Annotated in this window: 17 protein-coding genes; 4 read left to right on the top strand and 13 right to left on the bottom strand. The window is 70.2% G+C overall.

What is annotated here, in order from left to right; translation table 11 throughout:
- The 10 genes from ppsA to JOD52_RS16280 form a co-directional block, all read right to left on the bottom strand.
- On the bottom strand, positions 1-2376 hold the full coding sequence (ppsA, locus tag JOD52_RS16325; protein ID WP_204411231.1) for a phosphoenolpyruvate synthase: 2376 nt from the start codon (positions 2374-2376) through the stop codon (positions 1-3).
- Positions 2377-2446: 70 nt separating this feature from the next.
- On the bottom strand, positions 2447-3385 hold the full coding sequence (locus JOD52_RS16320; RefSeq protein ID WP_204411229.1) for a pyruvate, water dikinase regulatory protein: 939 nt from the start codon (positions 3383-3385) through the stop codon (positions 2447-2449).
- Positions 3386-3525: 140 nt separating this feature from the next.
- A complete protein-coding gene (locus tag JOD52_RS16315) occupies positions 3526-4185 on the bottom strand; it encodes a class I SAM-dependent methyltransferase (RefSeq protein WP_239551944.1) in 660 nt (219 codons plus the stop codon).
- Positions 4182-5222, bottom strand: a complete 1041-nt coding sequence (locus tag JOD52_RS16310) for a hemolysin family protein (protein WP_193865022.1) — start codon at positions 5220-5222, stop codon at positions 4182-4184. The genes JOD52_RS16315 and JOD52_RS16310 overlap by 4 nt, the downstream gene beginning before the upstream one ends.
- Complete coding sequence (locus JOD52_RS16305) at positions 5219-6685, bottom strand: CNNM domain-containing protein (protein ID WP_204411227.1); 1467 nt, start codon at positions 6683-6685, stop codon at positions 5219-5221. Before JOD52_RS16305 ends, JOD52_RS16310 begins: the two co-directional genes overlap by 4 nt.
- 250 nt (positions 6686-6935) lie before the next feature.
- Complete coding sequence (locus JOD52_RS16300; protein ID WP_204411225.1) at positions 6936-7598, bottom strand: alpha/beta hydrolase; 663 nt, start codon at positions 7596-7598, stop codon at positions 6936-6938.
- A gap of 45 nt (positions 7599-7643) precedes the next feature.
- Positions 7644-8045, bottom strand: coding sequence for a hypothetical protein (locus JOD52_RS16295; protein WP_017823556.1), 402 nt, complete (start codon positions 8043-8045; stop codon positions 7644-7646).
- Positions 8046-8193: 148 nt separating this feature from the next.
- Entirely contained in the window at positions 8194-9765 is a 1572-nt protein-coding gene (locus JOD52_RS16290; RefSeq protein WP_204411222.1) for an HNH endonuclease signature motif containing protein, read from the bottom strand.
- Between the two features lie 393 nt (positions 9766-10158).
- Positions 10159-11589 carry a PGAP1-like alpha/beta domain-containing protein gene (locus JOD52_RS16285; RefSeq protein ID WP_204411219.1) on the bottom strand — a complete coding sequence of 477 codons (1431 nt, stop codon included), beginning with the start codon at positions 11587-11589 and terminating at the stop codon, positions 10159-10161.
- Entirely contained in the window at positions 11586-12410 is an 825-nt protein-coding gene (locus JOD52_RS16280) for a hypothetical protein (protein ID WP_204411216.1), read from the bottom strand. Before JOD52_RS16280 ends, JOD52_RS16285 begins: the two co-directional genes overlap by 4 nt.
- A 403-nt stretch (positions 12411-12813) precedes the next feature.
- Here JOD52_RS16280 and JOD52_RS16275 point away from each other — a divergent pair, with 403 nt between their 5' ends.
- Together JOD52_RS16275 and JOD52_RS16270 are read left to right on the top strand one after the other, a co-directional pair.
- Positions 12814-13185 (top strand): hypothetical protein, encoded by a 372-nt coding sequence (locus tag JOD52_RS16275; RefSeq protein ID WP_204411214.1) that lies wholly within the window; start codon positions 12814-12816, stop codon positions 13183-13185.
- The gene (locus JOD52_RS16270; RefSeq protein ID WP_259884391.1) at positions 13148-14623 is read left to right on the top strand and encodes a DUF4091 domain-containing protein; all 1476 of its coding nucleotides are present in this window, start codon (positions 13148-13150) and stop codon (positions 14621-14623) included. Before JOD52_RS16275 ends, JOD52_RS16270 begins: the two co-directional genes overlap by 38 nt.
- 32 nt (positions 14624-14655) lie before the next feature.
- Here the strand turns inward: JOD52_RS16270 and JOD52_RS16265 are convergent, their stop codons facing one another.
- From JOD52_RS16265 to JOD52_RS16255, 3 genes are all read right to left on the bottom strand, one after another.
- Positions 14656-14907, bottom strand: a complete 252-nt coding sequence (locus JOD52_RS16265) for a hypothetical protein (protein ID WP_204411209.1) — start codon at positions 14905-14907, stop codon at positions 14656-14658.
- Positions 14908-14950: 43 nt separating this feature from the next.
- The gene (locus tag JOD52_RS16260) at positions 14951-15508 is read right to left on the bottom strand and encodes a type 1 glutamine amidotransferase domain-containing protein (RefSeq protein ID WP_204411207.1); all 558 of its coding nucleotides are present in this window, start codon (positions 15506-15508) and stop codon (positions 14951-14953) included.
- Between the two features lie 204 nt (positions 15509-15712).
- Entirely contained in the window at positions 15713-17242 is a 1530-nt protein-coding gene (locus JOD52_RS16255; RefSeq protein ID WP_204411205.1) for a protein adenylyltransferase SelO, read from the bottom strand.
- Positions 17243-17352: 110 nt separating this feature from the next.
- Here JOD52_RS16255 and JOD52_RS16250 point away from each other — a divergent pair, with 110 nt between their 5' ends.
- Together JOD52_RS16250 and JOD52_RS16245 are read left to right on the top strand one after the other, a co-directional pair.
- On the top strand, positions 17353-18543 hold the full coding sequence (locus JOD52_RS16250) for an ROK family transcriptional regulator (protein ID WP_017823547.1): 1191 nt from the start codon (positions 17353-17355) through the stop codon (positions 18541-18543).
- Positions 18540-19439, top strand: coding sequence for a sugar phosphate isomerase/epimerase family protein (locus tag JOD52_RS16245; RefSeq protein ID WP_017823546.1), 900 nt, complete (start codon positions 18540-18542; stop codon positions 19437-19439). The genes JOD52_RS16250 and JOD52_RS16245 overlap by 4 nt, the downstream gene beginning before the upstream one ends.
- Positions 19440-19479 lie beyond the last annotated feature (40 nt).

Below are 19479 nucleotides of genomic sequence, written 5' to 3'. Positions count from 1 at the left end.
TCACCCGCGGCGGGCGATCCTCAGCCAGGTGTCCACCACCGTGTCGGGGTTCAGGGACATCGAGGCGATGCCCTGGTCCACGAGCCATTCGGCGAGGTCCGGGTGGTCGCTGGGGCCCTGACCGCAGATGCCCACGTACTTGCCAGCCACGCGGCATGCCTCGATGGCGCGCGACAGCATGAACTTCACGGCCGGGTCGCGCTCGTCGAAGGTCTCTGCCACCAGGGCGGAGTCGCGGTCCAGGCCCAGGGTCAGCTGGGTCATGTCGTTGGAGCCGATGGAGAACCCGTCGAAGTGCTCGAGGAACAGCTCGGGGGTGATGGCGTTGGAGGGCACCTCGCACATCATCACCACCTGCAGGTCGTTCTCCCCGCGGCGCAGGCCGTGCTGGGCCAGCAGGTCGATGACGCCCTTGCCCTCCGCGGGGGTGCGCACGAAGGGGATCATGATCTTCACGTTGTCCAGGCCCATGTCCTCACGCACGTAGCGCAGGGCCTCGCACTCCATCGCGAAGCAGTCCGCGAAGTCCTTGGAGAGGTAGCGGGAGGCACCGCGGTACCCGATCATCGGGTTCTCCTCGTGCGGCTCGTACACCTCGCCGGCCAGCAGGTTCGCGTACTCGTTGGACTTGAAGTCGCTCATCCGCACGATCACGGGGTTGGGGGCGAAGGCCGCGGCGATGGTGGCCACGCCCTCGGCGACACGCTGCACGAAGAAGTCGCGGGGGCTGTCGTAGGCGGCGATGGCCTCCTTCACCTTGGCGGCCACGTCCGGGTGCTCGGCCTGGAGGGTGTCCAGCTCCAGCAGGGCGCGGGGGTGGATGCCGATCTGGCGGTTCACGATGAACTCCAGGCGGGCCAGGCCCACACCGGCGTTGGGCAGGCGGGAGAAGGCAAAGGCCTGGTCGGGGTTGCCCACGTTCATCATGATCGAGGTGGGCACCTCCGGCATCGAGTCCACCTGGGAGGTGGAGACGTTGAAGTCCAGCAGCCCCTCGTACACGAATCCGGTGTCACCCTCGGCGGCGGAGACGGTGACCTCCTCACCGTCCTTGAGCTCACGGGTGGCGGTGCCGGTGCCCACCACGGCGGGGATCCCCAGCTCACGGGCGATGATCGCCGCGTGGCAGGTGCGGCCGCCGCGGTTGGTGACGATCGCGGAGGCGCGCTTCATGATCGGCTCCCAGTCGGGGTCGGTCATGTCGGCCACCAGCACCGAGCCGGGCTGGAAGTCGTGCATCTGGTCCAGTGAGGTGAGCACCGAGACGGGGCCGGAGCCGATCTTGGCGCCGATCGCCCGGCCCTCGGCGCGCACGGTGCCGCGGGAGGACAGGTGGTACTTCTCCACGGTGGAGCCGGCGCGGGACTGCACGGTCTCGGGGCGGGCCTGCAGCACGTAGATCTGCCCGTCGACGCCGTCCAGGCCCCATTCGATGTCCATGGGGCGGCCGTAGTGCTCCTCGATGATGAGGGCCTGGCGGGCCAGGTCCAGCACCTGCTCGTCGGTGAGGGACAGCTTCGCCTGCTCGGCGGGATCCACCTCGACGAACTCGGTGGTGCGGCCCACCTCGGTGTCCTGGGTGTAGATCATCTTGGTGGCCTTGTCGCCCACGGCCCGCTTGAGGATCGCGGCCTTCCCGGCGCGCAGGGCGGGCTTGTACACGTAGAACTCGTCGGGGTTGACGGCCCCCTGCACCACGCCCTCGCCCAGGCCGTAGGCGGAGGTGATGAACACTGCCTGGTCGAAGCCGGACTCGGTGTCCACGGTGAACATGACGCCGCTGGCGCCGATGTCGGAGCGCACCATCTTCTGCACGCCGGCGCTGAGTGCGACGGAGGCGTGGTCGAAGTCGTGGTGGACGCGGTAGGCGATGGCGCGGTCGTTGTAGAGGGAGGCGAACACCTCGCGGATCGCGGTGAGCACGGCGTCGATGCCGCGCACGTTCAGGAAGGTCTCCTGCTGGCCGGCGAAGGAGGCGTCGGGGAGGTCCTCGGCGGTGGCGGAGGAGCGCACCGCGAAGGATGCCTCGGCGCCGCTGCCGGCGGCGAGCTTCTCGTATGCCTCGCGGATGTCGGCCTCGAGCTGGGCGGGGAAGGGCTGGGCGACGACCATGTCGCGGATCTTCTTGCCGGTGTCGGTCAGCGCCATGGTGTCGTCGGTGTCCAGGCCGGTGAGCATCCCGTCGATCCGCTCGGCCAGGCCGGTGGCACCCAGGAACTCCCGGTAGGCGTCGGCGGTGGTGGCGAAGCCGTCGGGCACGTGCACGCCGAGGCGGGCGAGGTTGGAGACCATCTCGCCGAGGGAGGAGTTCTTGCCTCCCACCTGCTCGAGGTCGGCCATTCCGAGTTCGGAGAACCAACGGATGCTGGAGGTCATGGTCATGCTCCTTCCGGCGGCGGTGCCGCGATGGGTGCGCTTCATTGCGTCCTACAGCAGGATCGGGGGGTCAGGGGGCGGGGCGGTCGGTGAGGGACTGCAGGATGAGTGTGGACATCTCCTCGACGGACTTGCTCGAGGAGTCCACGAAAGGGATGCCGTAGTAGTCGTAGATGCGGCGGGCGCGGGAGAGCTCCCAGTGGGTCTGGTCCACCGAGGCGTACCGCGAATCGGGCCTGCGCTCCCCCCGCACCTCGGAGAGGCGCTTCGGGCTGGTGAGCAGCCCGAAGCAGCGATCGGACAGGTCGGCGATCGTCTGGGGCAGGTTGCCGTTCTCGAGGTCCTCGTCCACCAGCGGGTAGTTCGCCACGAACACGCCGTGCATGAGGGCCAGGTACATGCTGGTGGGGGTCTTCCCGCAGCGGGAGGGGGCGATGAGGATCACGTCGGCCCGTTGGATGGCGCGCACGGACTGGCCGTCGTCGTGCTCGATCGCGAACTCGACGGCCTGCATCCGCCGGTTGTAGCGGCGCACGTCGCCCACGCCGTGCAAGCGAGCGGGGGCGTGGTCGCTGGAGAGACCCAGCTGCGCCTCGATGCGGGCCAGGTGCCCGGAGACGAAGTCGATCACGGGGGCGCGGGTGCCCAGCAGCACCTCCCGCACCTCCTCGTCCACCACGGTGAGGAACACGATCGGCTCCACGGGCCCGTCCATCGCCTGGTTCAGCTGCTCGCGCACCTCCTCCGCCTCCCTGGTGGTGCGCAGGAAGGGGATCAGGCGGCGTTCGAACGGGACGGTGGGGAACTGGGCGAGCAGGGCGTTGCCCATGGTCTCGGCGCTGATGCCGGTGGAGTCGGAGATGAAGTACACGGGCACGGCACCGTGGGTCTCCTGGACCGGTGCGTCACTGCCATCGGGGGCGACGGTGGGGGCCGGGGCAGCGGGTGAGGTGATCTCCCGGCTCTCGGCTCGGGGCAGCGGCCGGGGAACAGGCAGCGGAGGGGCCATCGCGGACCTTTCCGTCGGGCGAAGGAACTGACCCGCAGCGACACGTCGTCGTGCTCGCCCTCACCGTAACGCCGGTTTCGCCGCGGCCGCAGGCCGTTCCGCCCGGTGGTACGTCACATCCGGTGCGTCACCCCACGGCATCAGGCCTGCGTCAGCACCGCCACCAGGAACTCGTCGTCACCCTCGGCTCCCTCGCCGCGGGGCTGCAGGTCCCAGCCGGCGAAGCGCTGCTGCACACGCAGGCCCGCGCTCGCGGCATCGACCTCGAAGCGGCCGACGGGGTATCCGCGCCCCGGGCCGAAGCCGGCCACGAACCGCCCGTCGGGCGCCAGGTGCTGCGCGATCCGGGTGAGGGCCGGGACGCGCTCGGCGCCGGAGAGGAAGGTGAGCACGTTCCCGGCGCACACCACCAGGTCGAACAGTTCGCGCTGCCCGTGCTCGTCCCGCAGGTCCAGCTCGGCGAGGTTCCCCGTCTCCCAGCGTGCGGCGGGATGGTCCTGGCGGGCCACCCCGATCAGGGTGGGGTCCAGGTCCACGCCGGTCACGTGGTGCCCGACGCCGGCGAGGTAGACGCCCAGTCGGCCGGTGCCGCAGCCGGCGTCCAGCACCCGCGAGCCCCGGGCGGCCATGGCGTCGATCAGCCGTGCCTCACCGTGGATGTCCTGGCCGGAGGCCTCGATGCGTCGCCACCGGTCCGCGTAGCCCCGGGCATGCTCGGGGTTGCGGGCCACTGCCGCTTCCCAGAGGTTCTGCGCCGGGCCCGACGCCGCAGAGCCGGGCCCGGCAGGCGCGGGGCTCATGCCGCGGCCCGGGAGTCGTCGCGGATCTGTCCCACCAGTTCCTCCAGCATGTCCTCGAGGGTGACGATGCCGATCACGCGACCGGTGCGGTCGGTGGCGGCACCGAGGTGGGCACCGCTGGCCTGCATGCTGGCCAGGGCCGCACGCAGCGGCTGGTCGGCACCCACGCGGGGCAGTGCGCGGATGCGGTCCGCGGGGATCGGCAGGTTGCGGGCCTCGGCGGCCGACTCCAGCAGGTCCTTGATGTGGACGTAGCCCTCGAGAGTGCCGTCGGCCGCCTTGATGGGGAAGCGGGAGAAGCCGTCGATGGCGGCTTCCTCCGCCTGGGCGGCGCTGACCCCGGCGGGCAGGGTGGAGACCCGGTCCAGGGGGATCACCAGGTTCACCAGGCTGCGCTGCTCGAAGGTGAGCGCGCCCAGCAGCAGGGCCTCGTCATTGTCCTCCAGCAGGCCGCCGTCGTGGGACTCGCTCACCATCGCCGCCACCTCGTCACGGGTGAACACGCTGGTCACCTCGTTCTTGGGAGTCACGCCGAACATGCGCAGCACCAGGTTGCCGATGCCGTTCATGGCCCACAGCACCGGGCGCAGCACGAACACCACGCCGGACAGGATCGGGCCCAGCACCAGGGCCATCCGCTCGGGTCCGGCCAGGGCGATGTTCTTGGGGATCATCTCGCCGAACACCACGTGCAGGTAGGTCACCAGGGTCAGGGCGATCGCGAAGGAGATGGGGTGCACCAGGGCGTCGGGAACGCCCAGCCACTCGAAGGGGCCCTCCATCACGTGGGCGATGGCGGGCTCGCTGATCGCACCGAGCGCCAGGGAGCACACGGTGATGCCCAGCTGGGCTCCGGCCATCATCAGCGAGACGTGCTCCATCGCGTTCAGGGTGACCTTGGCGGCCCATTTCCCCTCGTGGGCCTGGGGCTCGATGATCGAGCGGCGGGCGCTGATCAGGGCGAACTCGGCGCCCACGAAGAACGCGTTGGCGATCAGCAGCACGATGGTCAGGGCGATACCGGTGAGGAAGCTCATCGCTGTGCCTCCTCATCGCTGGAGCGCCGGGATGTCGCGGCGTGGGAGCCGCCCGGTCCGTTCGGGGTGCTCGGGGAACTGGGCGAGTGCGGCGACCGCGGGGAGCTCGGGGAGCGCGGGCCGTCGTCATCGGCGGGAGGCTCGATGCTGACGTGCAGGGTCTCGATGCGCAGGCCGTCCATCTCGCGCACCTCGAGGCGCAGCTGGGCGGGGTCCTCCCCCGGTTCGGGGTCGGTGGGGACGACCACTTCGTCGCCCACCTCGGCCAGGCGTCCCAGTTCCATGGTGACCAGGCCGCCCAGGGTCTCGTAGTCCTCGTGCTCGGGAACGGTGACACCCAGGCGGCCGCTGGCCTCGTCCGGTCGCAGGATCGCGTCGAGGTCCCAGGAGCCGTCGGGGTCGGGCACGTCGTCGGTCTCGTCGTCGTGCTCGTCGCGCACCTCGCCCACGATCTCCTCGACCAGGTCCTCCAGGGTGATCAGGCCGTCGGTGTCGCCGAACTCGTCGACCACCAGGGCCATCTGCAGGCCTCCGGCACGCAGGGTGTCCATCAGGTCGTCCAGCGGCACGGTGTCCGGGACGAAGGTGGCACTGCCCATCACGGAGTCCACGCGGGTGGTGGGGCGCTGCTCGAAGGGAACCGCGAGGCCGCGACGGATGTGCGCGACCCCGGCCACCTCGCCCTCGTCGTCCAGCACGGGGAAGCGGGAGTGGCCGGTGGTGCGGGCCAGTTCCAGCAGGTCCTGCACGGAGTCGTCCACGTCCAGGGTGTCCATGCGGCCGCGGGGCACCATCGCGTCGTGGGCACGGCGGTCGCCGAAGGCGAGGGTGCGCTCCACCAGGTCGGCGGTGTCAGCGGTCAGGGCACCCTCGTCGGCGGAGCGCCGCACCAGGGCGGAGAGCTCCTCGGGGCTGCGGGCGGAGCTGAGCTCCTCCTGCGGCTCGATGCCCATCTTGCGGATGATGGCGTTGGCGTTGCCGTTGAACAGGCGGATCGGCCAGCGGAACACGGAGGTGAAACCGCGCTGGAAGCCGACGACGGCGCGGGCGGTGCGCAGCGGTTCGGCGATCGCCAGGTTCTTGGGGACCAGCTCACCGAAGATCATGGTGAGCCCGGTGGCGAGCACCAGGGCGATGGCCACCGAGACCGAGCGGGCGGCGAGATCGCTGAGACCGGCGTCGATCAGCGGCGGGCCCACGAGCTTGGCGATCGCGGGTTCGGCGAGGAAGCCGATGCCCAGGTTGGTCACGGTGATGCCGAGCTGGGCGCCGGACAGCTGGGTGGAGAGGGTCTTCATGCCCTCCAGCACTCCCTGGGAGCGCTTGTCGCCCTTGGCCGCAGCGGCTTCGACGTCGTTGCGGTTGGCGGTGATCAGGGCGAACTCGGCGGCGACGAATCCGCCGCAGGCGGCGATCAGCAGCAGGCTGACCGCCAAGGATATGAGGGGGCCGATCAGATCCACGGACGGATCCTCCCGGTCACTGGTGTCACGTGCAGGCCCGAAGGCCTGGGACTGTCACCGGGTGCGTCGCTTGCGGCGCTCATGTTCTCCTGGTTCTCCTCGATCCGCGGCGTCTCTCGGCGCGGAATGAGAGCAGACTACCGGCTGCATGCTGTGCCGTCACCGGTGATGTGGACCGGGCAGCCGGCGGTGCCGAGACCTGCGGCGATCCGTGATACGGCGTCCCGTGAGGTCAGGCGCGTTCGTCAGGTCAGGCCCACTCGTCGGCCCGGCGCTGCAGGAACGCGGCGATGGCCCGCAGCTCCACCTCGTCGACGGCGTGGCCCAGGTGAGGGCGACGCTCCTCCTCCAGGGCGGTGTGCTCGCGCATGAAGTCCCGCACCCGCTGCTCACGGTCCTCGTCGAACAGGGGGTCCAGGCCGCCGTGGCCCCACAGAGCGGGCGGCTTCACCTCGGCGAGCGCCGCATCGCCGGGCATGGGTGCGGGGAAGGGCGCTCCGGAGAGCTGCACGATCCAGTCCAGGGCGCGGGGGTCGCGGCGCAGCAGCTGCAGGCCCAGGATGCCGCCCTGGGAGAAGCCGATGACGCCCACCACCGGGGCGCTCTGCTGGGCGATCCAGGTCTCGACGGCCGCGGCGGAGGTCTGGATCTTCTCGGTGGCGGCGGGGTCGATGTCGGACTCGAGCCAGGCGTAGCCCTGCACGTACCGGTAGATCCCGCGCAGGGATGCGTAGGCGAAGCTGGGCGGCAGGTACGGCACCAGCCCGGTGAGGTCGCGCTCGTGGCTGCCCAGGCCGTGCAGCAGCAGCACGACGGGGGCCTCGGGATCGCGGGAGCCCATGCGCACCACGGCGGTCTCGTCGATCTCCGGGGCGATCAGTTCGACGGGCGGGTTCATGGGGGTGCTGGTCATGCCTCGAGGGTACTCAGGTGCCGTCGTGGTCAGGTGCCGTAGTGGTCAGGTGCCGTAGTGGGCGGCGAGGTCGTCGGTGTCGGGGTGACCGGCGGACGCCGGGGGCACGACGTCCTCGGCGGCGGCGGAGAGACCGCGGTCGGCCTCCGCACGCGCGATGACAGCGACCTGGGCGGGGTCCTTCGGCGACAGCTCCCGGTAGGCGGCCGACAGGCGCTGCAGGACGTCGTCGTAGGCGGTGAGCAGTTCGTCGTGGTCCGCGGCGCGCAGGGTGAGGGCTCCGTCGATCGCGGTGCCTCGGCTGAAGGAGCTCAGGTAGCGGATGCTGCCGACGACGTAGTGCTCGCTGCCCTCGACGGCCTGCTGCAGGGCCGCGGTGACAGTGGCGTCATCGGGCCCGCGGTTCACACCGCAGGCGGCCAGCAGGGTGCCGAGCAGTCCTGCCATGGCGATCCTCCGTCCCATAGGTTCCATCCCCTGATTGTCCCCGACGCCCGGGCCATCGCGTATCAGGGCGGCAGGGGGTCAGGGCACCGGGACGCGGGGCCGGCAGGGCGACACGGCCCGTGCTCAGCTCAGTTCAGTTCAGTTCAGTTCAGAACGGAGGATCGCCGTACTGGCTGATCGGATCGTCAGCCCCGGTCAGGTCGTTCCCCGCAGCACCCGGGGTGTTCGCATGCCTGTTCCCGGAGGGATCGTCGTCCCCCGCTGCGGAGGTGTCACCGCGGGGGCGCCTCCGGGGTCCATGACGGCCCTGTTGCTCGCGCCATTCCTCGTTCATCTCGGCGGCGAGCTGCGGGGCGACCAGGTCGCGGTCGTCCCACGTGGTGGTGGTGATCTTGCCGTCGATGGTCCACAGCGTGCGGTCCATGCCCGAGGGCCAGCTGTTGTGGAGATCTGCGTCGTCGCGCACGGGGTCGAGCCGACCCAGGGTCTTCCACTTGTGGTGCAGCCAGCACAGCAGGTGAAGGTTCTCGAGGCTGGTGGGGCCGCCACCGCTGGGGTCGAGGTGGTTGAACTCGATGATGTGGTCGGCCTCGCTGGCGAGGATGGTGGGCCTGGTGCAGCCCGGGGCGTTGCAGGTGGGATGCCGGAACCGGAGCTGTTCGAGAAGAGCCGCCGGGGGCCGGTAGGTGGTGGGCGCGGCGGGCAGGTACGCACCTGTCGCCGGATCGGTGAGGATCCGGAACCAGGTGGACTCGCCGCCGGCGAGCGCGCGGGCCTGATCGACGGGGACGGGCACCAGGCCGTTCAGCATCCCCGGCATCTCCGAGCGACCCTGCAGGGTCAGCGCCGGGACCGTGACGTACAGCTTGAACCGTGGGGCCGGCACCTGCACGGTGCCCGTCTCGAGCACGGAGCGGGTGAGGATCGCGTAGCGGATCGCCGCCAGCGACAGTGGGCGGCCCCGCTCGAGCACGTCACCGTCGATGTCGAAGGGGATCTCCGCTGCGTTCTCGTCCTGCAGGGCGGCACGCTGCGCCTTCTGCACGGCATGGGCGCACACGTCCAGACGGTGTGAGAGGGCCATGATCTCCGGGATCGGGCCGGTGATGGTGAGGGAGGCCGTGCCCAGCTCGGGATCGGCGAGGTGGAGGTCCACGCTGCGCAGTGCCGACGGCGGTTTCGGGGTATCCAGTGCGGTGACCATCGCGACCAACCGGCGCAGGTGGCGCACAAACTGATCACGGGAGATCGAGGCGAGGTCCCAGCTGGCCACGTGCTCGTCGATGTGCTGGACGTGGCCCTCGTCCAGCGGCCGCACCAGGCGCAGCAGGTGCACGTGCCACTCCTCTGGCAGTTCCCCCTCGGCCAGGCGGTGGAAGGTGCCTGGCATCTGCTCGACGGCGCGGTGGGCATCCCGGATCATGGCGCCGGCCCGGAAGGATGAGGTGCGAAGGCCCACGGCGATCTTGATCGCGGAGATGTCGGCCTCGTCCAGTGCGCCCTGGGCATCAGGGTCGTAGTGGAAGAACGTGGCCATGTCGCGCAGCTGCCGGGCGTACAGGCGGGTGCGGGTCTTCATCCGCTCGTGCATGCGGCAGGCCAGAGCGGCTTGCGGGTCGCCCGACGGAGCGTCCACCTCGTCGATGATCCGCTCCTGCGTGAGGGGTGAGCGTGCGCGCACGGGCCAGCGCCGTACCGGGGTGAACAGTTCCCCACCCATGCCTCCACCTCCCCACAGCCGATCAGTACATCCAGACTACTCTTTCGAATGCCCGTACGAAAGGGCCACCGAGAATCTGTGGATAAGCGTATCGGGGAGCATGAAAGCGAACATGAGTGGGGACAGAAATGTGGACGAATATGTGCACAAGTGCGTTCTGGGGAGGAACTTCAATACCCCCTACTACCTGCGAGATGTGGAGAGACATGTGGAAAGCCGTGGCATGGGGAGGAACCTCGACAGCCTCGAGCACCCCGGGACTGCAGCCCCCTGCGTCCCGAGCTCTAACGCGAAAGGGCTGTGGACGACAGGGCGCCACCGGCGACCGCCGGGTCAGGGCGCGAGGCAGGCCTCAGCTGTCTCGACCCAGGCCTCAGCTGTCGCGACGCAGGCCTAGTTGTTGCGATGCACGTCGGAGACGTAGTGATCGGCATAGCCGGTGTCCCCCACCAGGAAGTCGGCCACTGATCCGCTGTGCTGATACTGATGCAGCTGCGAGCCGTTCTGCGCCAGCTGCTCGGTGACGGTGGTGTGGTACTCCCCGGAGGAGTGGTTGTCGCCCGGCGAGAAGATCCCTCCCGGGGAATCCGCCGTCACCGTCGTCACATTGGGCGAGACCACAGGGGGATTGAGGAAGACGTCGCGCCCGCCGGCATCTATCTTCGGGACCAGGTCGTTCCCGTGCTGGATGTGCAGATAATCCGTCCCGGAGTTCACCGGATAGTTCTGCACGGGAGAACCGTAGGTCATCACATTCGTGACGTTGAACTGATTCGAGAAATCCGGGTCCCCAGCGAGGCTCGAGGCGATCATCCCGCCCTGCGAATGACCGTTCAGCATGAGAGGCGTGCCCGGGGGGAGGTCCAGGTCGGAATAGAGCTGTGCGATCGCATCGGCCGTCGCCTCCGAGCCCGCGGACCACCCGTTGGGGCCCGCCTGCGCGGCGTTGCCCGAGAGGTCCATCGGATTGTCCGAGGCGAACGGGCTCCACTGCTCCGTCCCCGGGATGTTGGCGATCACCCCGGTGGGGTTCCCCTGGGCATCGCGCACCACGGTCAGCCCCACCTGCCCGTCCTCCGGTGCACCGTAACTGGCATTGGTGTTGTTGATGATGTCTGCCAGGGAGTGCGGATCGACGTAACCGGGATCACCCGGCCCGCCCAGTTCCACCTGCTGAGGGGCGTCGGCATAACCGGTCCCGTCGTCGGCCAGATTGAGGTCCAGGCCGGTCGTCGCGTGCACCAGGGTGTTGATGCCGTCGAGACCGGCATCGATCAGGCCCACCCCGAGCTCGGTCAGGCGCGGCCACTCCCCATTCATGACGGCGTCGGCGGCCATCCCGAGCAGGCCGGTGGTGGACCTGCCCAACTCCTGCAGGTTGCCCAGCAGGATGCCCGGGTAGTCCCGCAGGTCATCCGGCCACCCGGCGATCTGCTCCCCGATCTCATCGGCCACCCAGTCCACCACCCCGGCCACCCCGGAGGCGAAGTCGGAGATCTTCTCCGCCGCACCGCTGAAGAAGTCAACCACGCCGTCCCAGAACCCGCCCCCGGAGTCCCCGTTGGAGGAGGCCTTGTCCTGCTCCTCGGCGTGACGCTCCAGCTCGCCGGAGCGGTCCCGAATGCCCGGGACCACCACCGACTCGCCCTGGCTGCGCACCACGTGCCAGTTCTCGCGGAACGAATCGGCATCAGGGCCTCGCCATTCCACGGCGTGGGTGGCGGCGTCGAGCCGGTCCAGCACCTCCCCCAGTCGCTCAGCTGCGGTGCGGAGCCCCTCGGCCTGGTCGCGCACCTGGTCCGGGTCCATCCCCTGGAAGCTCATCGCTCATCCCCCTCGGTGGTCTGCCCGGCACCCTCAGCGTTGTCAGCGCTGTCCGCCCGGTCGGCCGTGACGTGGTTGATGGCCGCGATCAGGTCGGCCTTGAGGATCTCGGTGAGCGCGCCGACGGGGGCGGGCTCGGCGGTAGTGGCCTCGCCAGTGCCGGTGAGCGTCGCGAGCACCGTTCCGTCGGCCCCGAAGGCGTACCAGGAGCGGTCGCGGATCATCGGCTCGCCGGTGGCCGGGTTCGCGGAAACCACGACCTGCACCTGGGCCACGGATGGCGGGTCCACCGAGGGCGGGTCCGTCGTCGCTCCGGGAGCCTCCGGCGCCGTCAGGGATTCGGACGGATCCGCACCGAAGGCGGGGCGCTGGGGCACCAGCGCGGTGATCAGGTCGGAGAAGTGCTCGATGCGGCCCACGGCCAGGGTGAGCGCCGAGCTGCGGGCACCGAGGGACACCGTGGAGTCACTGGAGGTCACCTCGCGCACCTGGTCGATCACCAGCTGGATCTCTCCGGCCACGTGCACGGTGGTGGCCCACGCCCGCGCGCCGTCCACGCTCACCATGTCGATGCGCACGGGGGAGGTGATGGCGCGGCGCAGGAGGGCGTCCCAATGGGGTTCCACCTCGACGGGGTCCGCGGATTGCAGCAGGCCGGCCTGATGGGCCTGGGCGGCCGCGGTCTCCGAGCTCGGGGCACTCCCGTCCCGCACCTGTGCGATCACCCAGGCGAAGGTGGACTCGTCGATCCGCAGCAGACGCGAGGCGCCCGGCAGCTCGGTCAGTCGCGGGGAGTGGTCGAGTGTGCTGGTGGCGCCCATGAGGGCACGGTACGTGCGACCTGCGTCACCGTCCATGGGTACTCCTCCCCATGGTCACCGCCCAGGCCCTGTGCTGCGCAGGATCGGCCGGCCGGGTCGGTGCACTCGGCGTATCCGGGCATGGGCAGACCCGCAGGTCGCGCTGGGCGCCGGTCGGGGGACGAGTCCGACCCCTGCGGGTCCGGGCAGCTCGAGTGGATTCGCTGCGGTCCGTCGATCCGATGAGCCGCCGGAGCGATCCGACGGTTCGGGCCGATGGTCGCCTCAGCGGCGAGCCACCTCACATGTCCGATGGGAAATCATTCCTCGGATCACCTCCTTTCGGTGTGGGATCACCGTAGGACCGTCGGGGAACGTGCGCAACGGTTTTTCCTGTCGGTCGGCATGCCCGAGCAGACGTCCGATGAGAGGATGGAGGGCCGACGTCGTCGTCCCCGCCCCCGCCGCAGGAGTGAGCACCGTGCAGACCGTTCTGATGGACAGCCTCGTGAAGCTGATGGGCAGGGCGGAACCCCGCCCGGCCTCATTGATCGGAGGTGTGCACGCCTCCGGCTTCCTCGGGGAGCGACTGTCCGTGCAGATCGCGGTGAGGCTCGAGGCCGGGGAGGGCTGCGCCGACGCGCTCGCGGACGGGGCCGGCGAGCGCCCGGCCCCTCGCAGCGCGGGCATGACGGCGGCGGTCGAGGTGGAGCTGCTGGGAGACCTCGCGGCACACACGACCCTGAGCGGTGCGGCGCGTGCCGGTCTCGACCCCCGCCCCCGAGGACCCCGATGAGCACTACCTGGTCACCGAGCCAGGCGAGTACCCCGACGTGCTGGAGCCGCTCACCGGGGAGGCCGGCGCGGGCGGTCCCGACACCGATGCCGGCGACCGCACCGTCGTGCTCGCCCCCCTCACCCCCGGGTGCTGGGAGGCGCTGTGGATCGACGTGCTGGTGGAGGACGCCCTGCTGGCCGGGGAGCACGAGCTGCTGATGCGGCTGCGGCCCGCCGGCAGTGACGGGCCCTGGGAGGAGCACACCCTCCGCCTGCAGATCCATCCCCATCAGCTGCCGCCGCTGGAGATCGTCAACACCCACTGGTTCCACGCCGACTCCCTGTCCTCCTACGACGACGTCGAGGTGTTCTCCGAGCGGCACTGGGAGCTGATCGAGGCGTTCCTGCGCTCAGCCCGCGAGATGGACGTGAACTCCGTGCTCACCCCCACCTGGACGCCTCCGCTGGACACCGCCGAGGGCCACAAGCGCCCCACCGTGCAACTGGTGGGCATCAGCGAGGAGAGCGGTGAGTACCGCTTCGACTTCACCGAACTGGACCGCTGGCTCAGGATCTGCCGCGAGGTGGGCATGGTGTCGATCGAGGTGGCGCACCTGTTCACCCAGTGGGGTGCCCGCTTCACCCCCGCCATCCAGGTCCGCACCGCCGACGGGATCGAGGACCGCTTCGGCTGGCACGTGGCCGCCACCGACCCCGAGTACCGCCGGTTGATGGTGGCGCTGATCCCCGCGCTGCTCGAGCATCTGACCGCCACCTGGGAGGGCCGCGTGCTGTGGCACATCAGCGATGAGCCCAGCGTGCAGGGCCTGGAGGACTACCGGGCGGCGAAGGAGCAGGTGAGCGACCTGCTCGAGGGAGCCGATGTGGTGGACGCGCTCAGCTCACTCGAGTTCGCCGAGCAGGGGGTGGTGGACATCCCGATCGTGGCCACGGACCATGTGGAACCGTTCCTCGACGCCGGTCGCAACCCGTGGGTGTACTACTGCGTGGCGCAGGACCGCGAGGTGGCCAACCGCTTCATCTCCCTGCCCTCGGTGCGCAACCGGGTGCTGGGCCGGCAGCTGTTCGTCCACCACGCCCCGGGGTTCCTGCACTGGGGCTACAACTTCTGGTGGGCACAGTTCGCGCTGAAGCCCATCGACCCGTTCACCGAGACCTGCGCGGGCGGCGGCTTCTACGGGGGCGCCTCCTACGCCGTGTACCCCGGGCCCGACGGCACCCCCTGGGTATCCCTGCGGCACCGCGTGTTCGCGCAGGGGATGGCCGACCACCGGGCGCTGACCTGGCTGGCCTCGCTGGTCGGCCACGATCGCGCCGCCGCCCTGGTGGACGAGGGCGGCGCCCTCACCTACGCGCACTTCAGCTACGACGTCGAGGAGCACCTGCAGGCCCGGCGGGCCGTCGACGAAGCGATCCTGGAGGCACTGGGCAGCTGATCTGCCCAGCGCCTACCAGCTCCCGTCAGGGGTCAGACCAGCGGCTGATTGCCGGCCAGGTCGTCGACGTCGTCGCCCTCGGAGCGCATCTCGTCCTGATCGCGGTTGCCCTGCTCAGCAGCTGCGAGGTCCTCCTGGCCGCGCTCGACGGTGCGGTCCAGGCCCACGCCGTCGGCCTCGGCAGGGGCGGGACGCTCCGGGTCGCCGGGGCGGGCGGCCTCGAGGGCGTCGTCGATGCTCTCACCGGTGGTGGGCTCGGTCTGGAAGTCCGGGTTCTCGGTCATGGCGTTGCTCCTTCGTGGGTCAGGGGTCGGGCCGTCAGGGCCTTCAGGCGGTCAGGGCCTTGATGATCGCACCGTTGAAGGCGTCGAGATCATCGGGGTTGCGGGAGGTGATCAGCGGGAAGCCGCCGCCGGTGTCCACCACCACTTCCTGATCCGTCCAGGTGGCGCCGGCGTTCAGCAGGTCATTGCTGATGGTGGGGACCGAGGTCATGTCGCGGTCGTCCACCAGGTCCGAGTCGATCAGCAGCCAGGGGCCGTGGCAGATCGCGGCGACCGGCTTCCCGTCGGCTGCGAAGGCCTTGACCAGCTCCTGGGCGGATTCCTCGGCGCGCAGCGTGTCGGCGTTGAGGGTGCCGCCGGGGATCACCAGGGCGTCGTACTCATGGGCGTCGGCATCCTCCAGCAGGATGTCGGAGGGGACCTCGGGGCCGGGTTCACGATCCAGCTTCAGGGTCTTGACCGGGCCTGGCTCGGCGGCGGCGACGACCACCTCAGCGCCTGCCTCCTTCAGCTCTGCGAGGGGGCGCTGGATCTCGTCGGTCTCGGTGCCGAAGTTGGTGGTGATGATCAGGATCTTGCGGCCTGTGAGCGTCGCGGTCATCGTGCATCTCCTTGTGTAGAGCGGTCGATGGACGGCCCTGCTGCACGGGCGCCGAGCTGAACGCGGGGCTGTGGGAACAGGTGCCGACCCGTGTCGCGACCGTAGCACCGGGCGCCCGGAAGCCGCCGACCGAGCGGTGGGAGCCAGCGGAGGGAATGGGCGAGGGTCCGAGCACGAACAGGGTGGGGCAGCGGTCGCTTCCCCTCAGGTTCCGCAGTAGGTGAGGAACACGTCCCCACCCTCACCCGGCCCCGCCAGATGCTCCAGGTGGGCGCGGGCGTGGAACGGCGAGCGCACGGCCTCCATCATCTCCTCGACGCCGGAGAGGTCGCCGAGGTGGGCCCCGCGCAGCGCGGCGTCCAGATGGACGTTCCGTGGGATGTACACGGGGTTCACATCGTCTCGGGGCGAGGATCCACCCAGGTCAACGCGTCTGCGGTCCCATTGCTGGAAGGGGGCGGGATCCGCGAACAGCTCGCGCGCGGTGCCGCCCGTGAGGGCGCGGAAGAACCTCGTGTGGTCCACTGCCTGGGCTTCGAGGAGGGCCAAGAGGTCCTCCCCGAGTGCGCGGACCGCCGCGAGGTGGACGCCAGCGCTGTCGGAGGCGGCATCAGCGTCGGAGGCGGCATCAGTGCTGGTGCCGGCAGCCGCGCCAGGTCCAGGGCTCTCGGGGACCCCGAGCTTGGCCGCCATACCGCGGGTCCAGGCATCGAGGTACGCGGGCTCGTAGCCCTGCAGCACGGCAGTGGCAGCCTCGATCCCCGCCTCCGGCTCGTCGGGGGCGATGACCGGCAGCAGGGTCTCGGCGAAGCGGGAGAGGTTCCACAGGGCGATGCCGGGCTGGTTGCCGTAGGCGTAGCGCCCCTGCTGGTCGATCGAGCTGAACACCGCGCGGGCCCGGTGCTCGTCCAGGAATGCGCAGGGCCCGTAGTCGATCCCCTGCCCCGAGATGGTCATGTTGTCGGTGTTCATCACGCCGTGCACGAAGCCCACCAGCATCCATGGGGCGATGAGCCGGGCCTGCGCCTCGGCCACGCATCGCAGCAGGTCCAGGTACGGGTTCTCGGCGTCCCGCGCTTCGGGGTGATGACGGTCGATGGCGTGATCGGCGAGAGGGCGCAGCACATCCGGGCCCAAGTGCCAGGCGGCGTACTCGAATGTGCCCACGCGCAGGTGACTGGATGCCACGCGGGTGAGCATCGCGCCCGGTTCGGGGGTGATGCCCTGCCGGGGGCGGATCCGCTCCCCCGTGCTGACCACCGCGAGGGCCCGCGTGGTGGGGATGCCCAGCGCGTGCAAGGACTCCCCGATCACGGCCTCGCGCAGCATCGGGCCCAGCGGTGCCTTGCCGTCACCGGCGCGCGCGAACGGGGTGCGCCCTGCGCCCTTGAGGTGCAGGTCGAAGCGTCGGCCATTGGGATCGAGGATGTCACCGAGCAGCACGGCGCGACCGTCGCCCAGCTGGGGGTTGGGCTGTCCGAACTGGTGCCCGGCGTACACCTGAGCGGTGGTGTCGGGGACCTGTCCGGTGAGCAGCGCGAGTCCCTCGGGCCCGCGCAGCCACTCCGGGTCGTACCCGAGCTCGGTCGCAAGTTCTTCGTTCAGCCAAGTGAGCTGGGGCGAGGGGGGCGCCTCTGCCTGGTGTGGCACCGAGAGCTCGGGCACGGTCTCGGCGTAGGTCTGCTGCAGGGTGGGGATCGATGGGGTGGTCGCGGGGCTGTCGATCATGGGCATCGCCTCCTGCGGTCACGGTACCGGGACGACCTTGACAGGACTCCCGACGCGGCGAAGACTGAACCCAAGCATTTACACAACCGGGTTTCATAATCCCGTCGAAGGGCACCATGGTCACCGCCGACAGCGCTGCTGTGGGCCAGGGCAATGCGCGCGCCTGCCTGCTGGCACTGCGTGCGGCGAACGAGCCCCTCACCCTGGCCGAGGTGGCCGAGCAGACCGTGTTGTCACGCCCCACGGTGGACGCCGTGCTCACCTCCCTCGTAGAGACCGGGCCCGTGCGCATCGTGCCCGCCGCGCCTGCCTCCTCCCCCGGCAGGCCGGCCCGCCGATTCGCGTTCCATCCCGGGGCGGCGACCGTGGCGGCGGTGGACATCGGCGACCGCTCCGTGCGGTGCCTGCTCACCGATGCTGCAGGCCGGATGGTCGCCACCGGGCGCCGCGAGTACGCCGGAAACGGCGCTGCTGCCCGTCTGGGTGCAGTCGCTCAGGTGGTGCAGGACGCCGCTGACGAGGGCGGGACCGATGAACGCCTCTCCCCGGCGGTCGTGGGCATCGCCGTGCCCGGCATCCTCGATGCGGATGGCCGGCTCGCCCAGAGTCTCGCGGTGAAGGACCTGGAGGGCACGGACATCGCCTCGGAGCTGTCCTTGCGCCTGGGTTGCCCGGTGGCGGTGGAGAACGACATCAAGCTCGCCGCCTACGCCGAGCACCACCTCTCCGCCCGCCCCGCCGACATCGCCTTCGTGCAGATCGGTCACCGCATCTCCGTGGCCCTCATCCTGGGCGGCCGGATTCTGCAGGGCCGCCACCGGCTCGCCGGTGAGCTGGGCACGCAGCGCGGCATGCGGTGGACCAGCACCTCCCGGCGTGGCCGGTTGCACTGGTCCACCGGGGACGACGCCGCACCGCTGTTCGCTCGAGCGGCCGACGGGGACCAGGCGGCCCTGGCGGAGATCGACGCGTTCTGCGCCGAGATCGCACCGCGCCTGGCCACCCTGCTGCTCACCGTGGACCCTGAGCAGGTGGTGATCGGCGGCGGTCTGTCCCGCGCCGGCGACCTGCTGCTGGACCCACTGCGCCACCACGTGCACCACCTGCTCACCAGCCCCGGGAAGCCCGTCTTCCGCACCGCACGCCTCACCACCGACGGCGCTCTCGTCGGTGCGCTGGGCCTCGCCTTCGAGCACGGCTCCGTGCAGGTCACCGGCGTGCTGGAGGTGCCCCCGCCCTGGCACCGCTTCCCGGCACCACCCGATCATCCCCGCCCCGCAGACGCCCACCCGGAAGGAACCCCGTGACCGACCAGATCCGCTTCGGATTCAGCTCCTACAGCTTCCACTCCAAGCTCTCCAGCGGAGAGATGACGCTGCCGGAGGTGATCGACTGGGTGGCGGCCTCCGAGGGTGAGCACCTCGAGCTGGCCTCCCTCAGCGAGCAGACCGACGACCCCGTGCCCAGCATCGCCTCGGACCCCGCCTACGTGGACCAGATCCGCGAGAAGGCGGCGAGCGCCGGCGTCGTCCTGTCCAACCTGGCGATCGGTGCTGACTTCACCTCCGAGGATCCCGCGGAGGTGGCACGCCAGGTGGAGCGGGTGAAGCAGTACGTGGACCTCGCCGAGCGCCTGGGGATCGAACGGATGCGGCACGACGTGGCCGGCCACCCCGGCCTGCCCGGTGATGACACCCCGCTGTTCGAGCGTGCTCTCCCGGGGATCGTCGCCGCCTGCACGGAGATCGCGCAGTACGCGGCCACCAAGGGCATCACCACCAGCCTGGAGAACCACGGCTTCTTCGTGCAGTCCGCCGACAGGGTGCGGCGCATCATCCACGCGGTGGACCAGCCGAACTTCCGCACCACCCTGGACGTGGGCAACTTCGTGTGCGTGGACGAGCAGCCCGAGGTGTCGGTGGCCCAGAACCTGCCCTACGCGATGGTGGTGCACTTCAAGGACTTCTACATCCGGCCCGCCCAGCAGGATCCGGGCGCGGGCTGGTTCCGCAGCCGCGGCGGCAAGCACCTGCGCGGGGCAGTGGTCGGCAACGGCGACATCGACCTGCGTGCGGTGGCCCGCGCCATCAAGGACTCCGACTTCTCCGGCTACGCCGCGATCGAGTTCGAGGGCTGGGAGGACTGCCTGGTGGGCTGCGAGCGCGGCATCGCCAACGCCAAGCGCCTGCTGGCCGAGGCCTGAGGCACCTTCCCCGCCCGTTCTTCCGTCCCCACCCCATCCC

The organism is Brachybacterium muris (assembly GCF_016907455.1).
Lineage (GTDB): Bacteria > Actinomycetota > Actinomycetes > Actinomycetales > Dermabacteraceae > Brachybacterium > Brachybacterium muris.
Note: the sequence above shows the minus strand (reverse complement) of the source record. Positions and strands in the feature narration are given on the sequence as shown.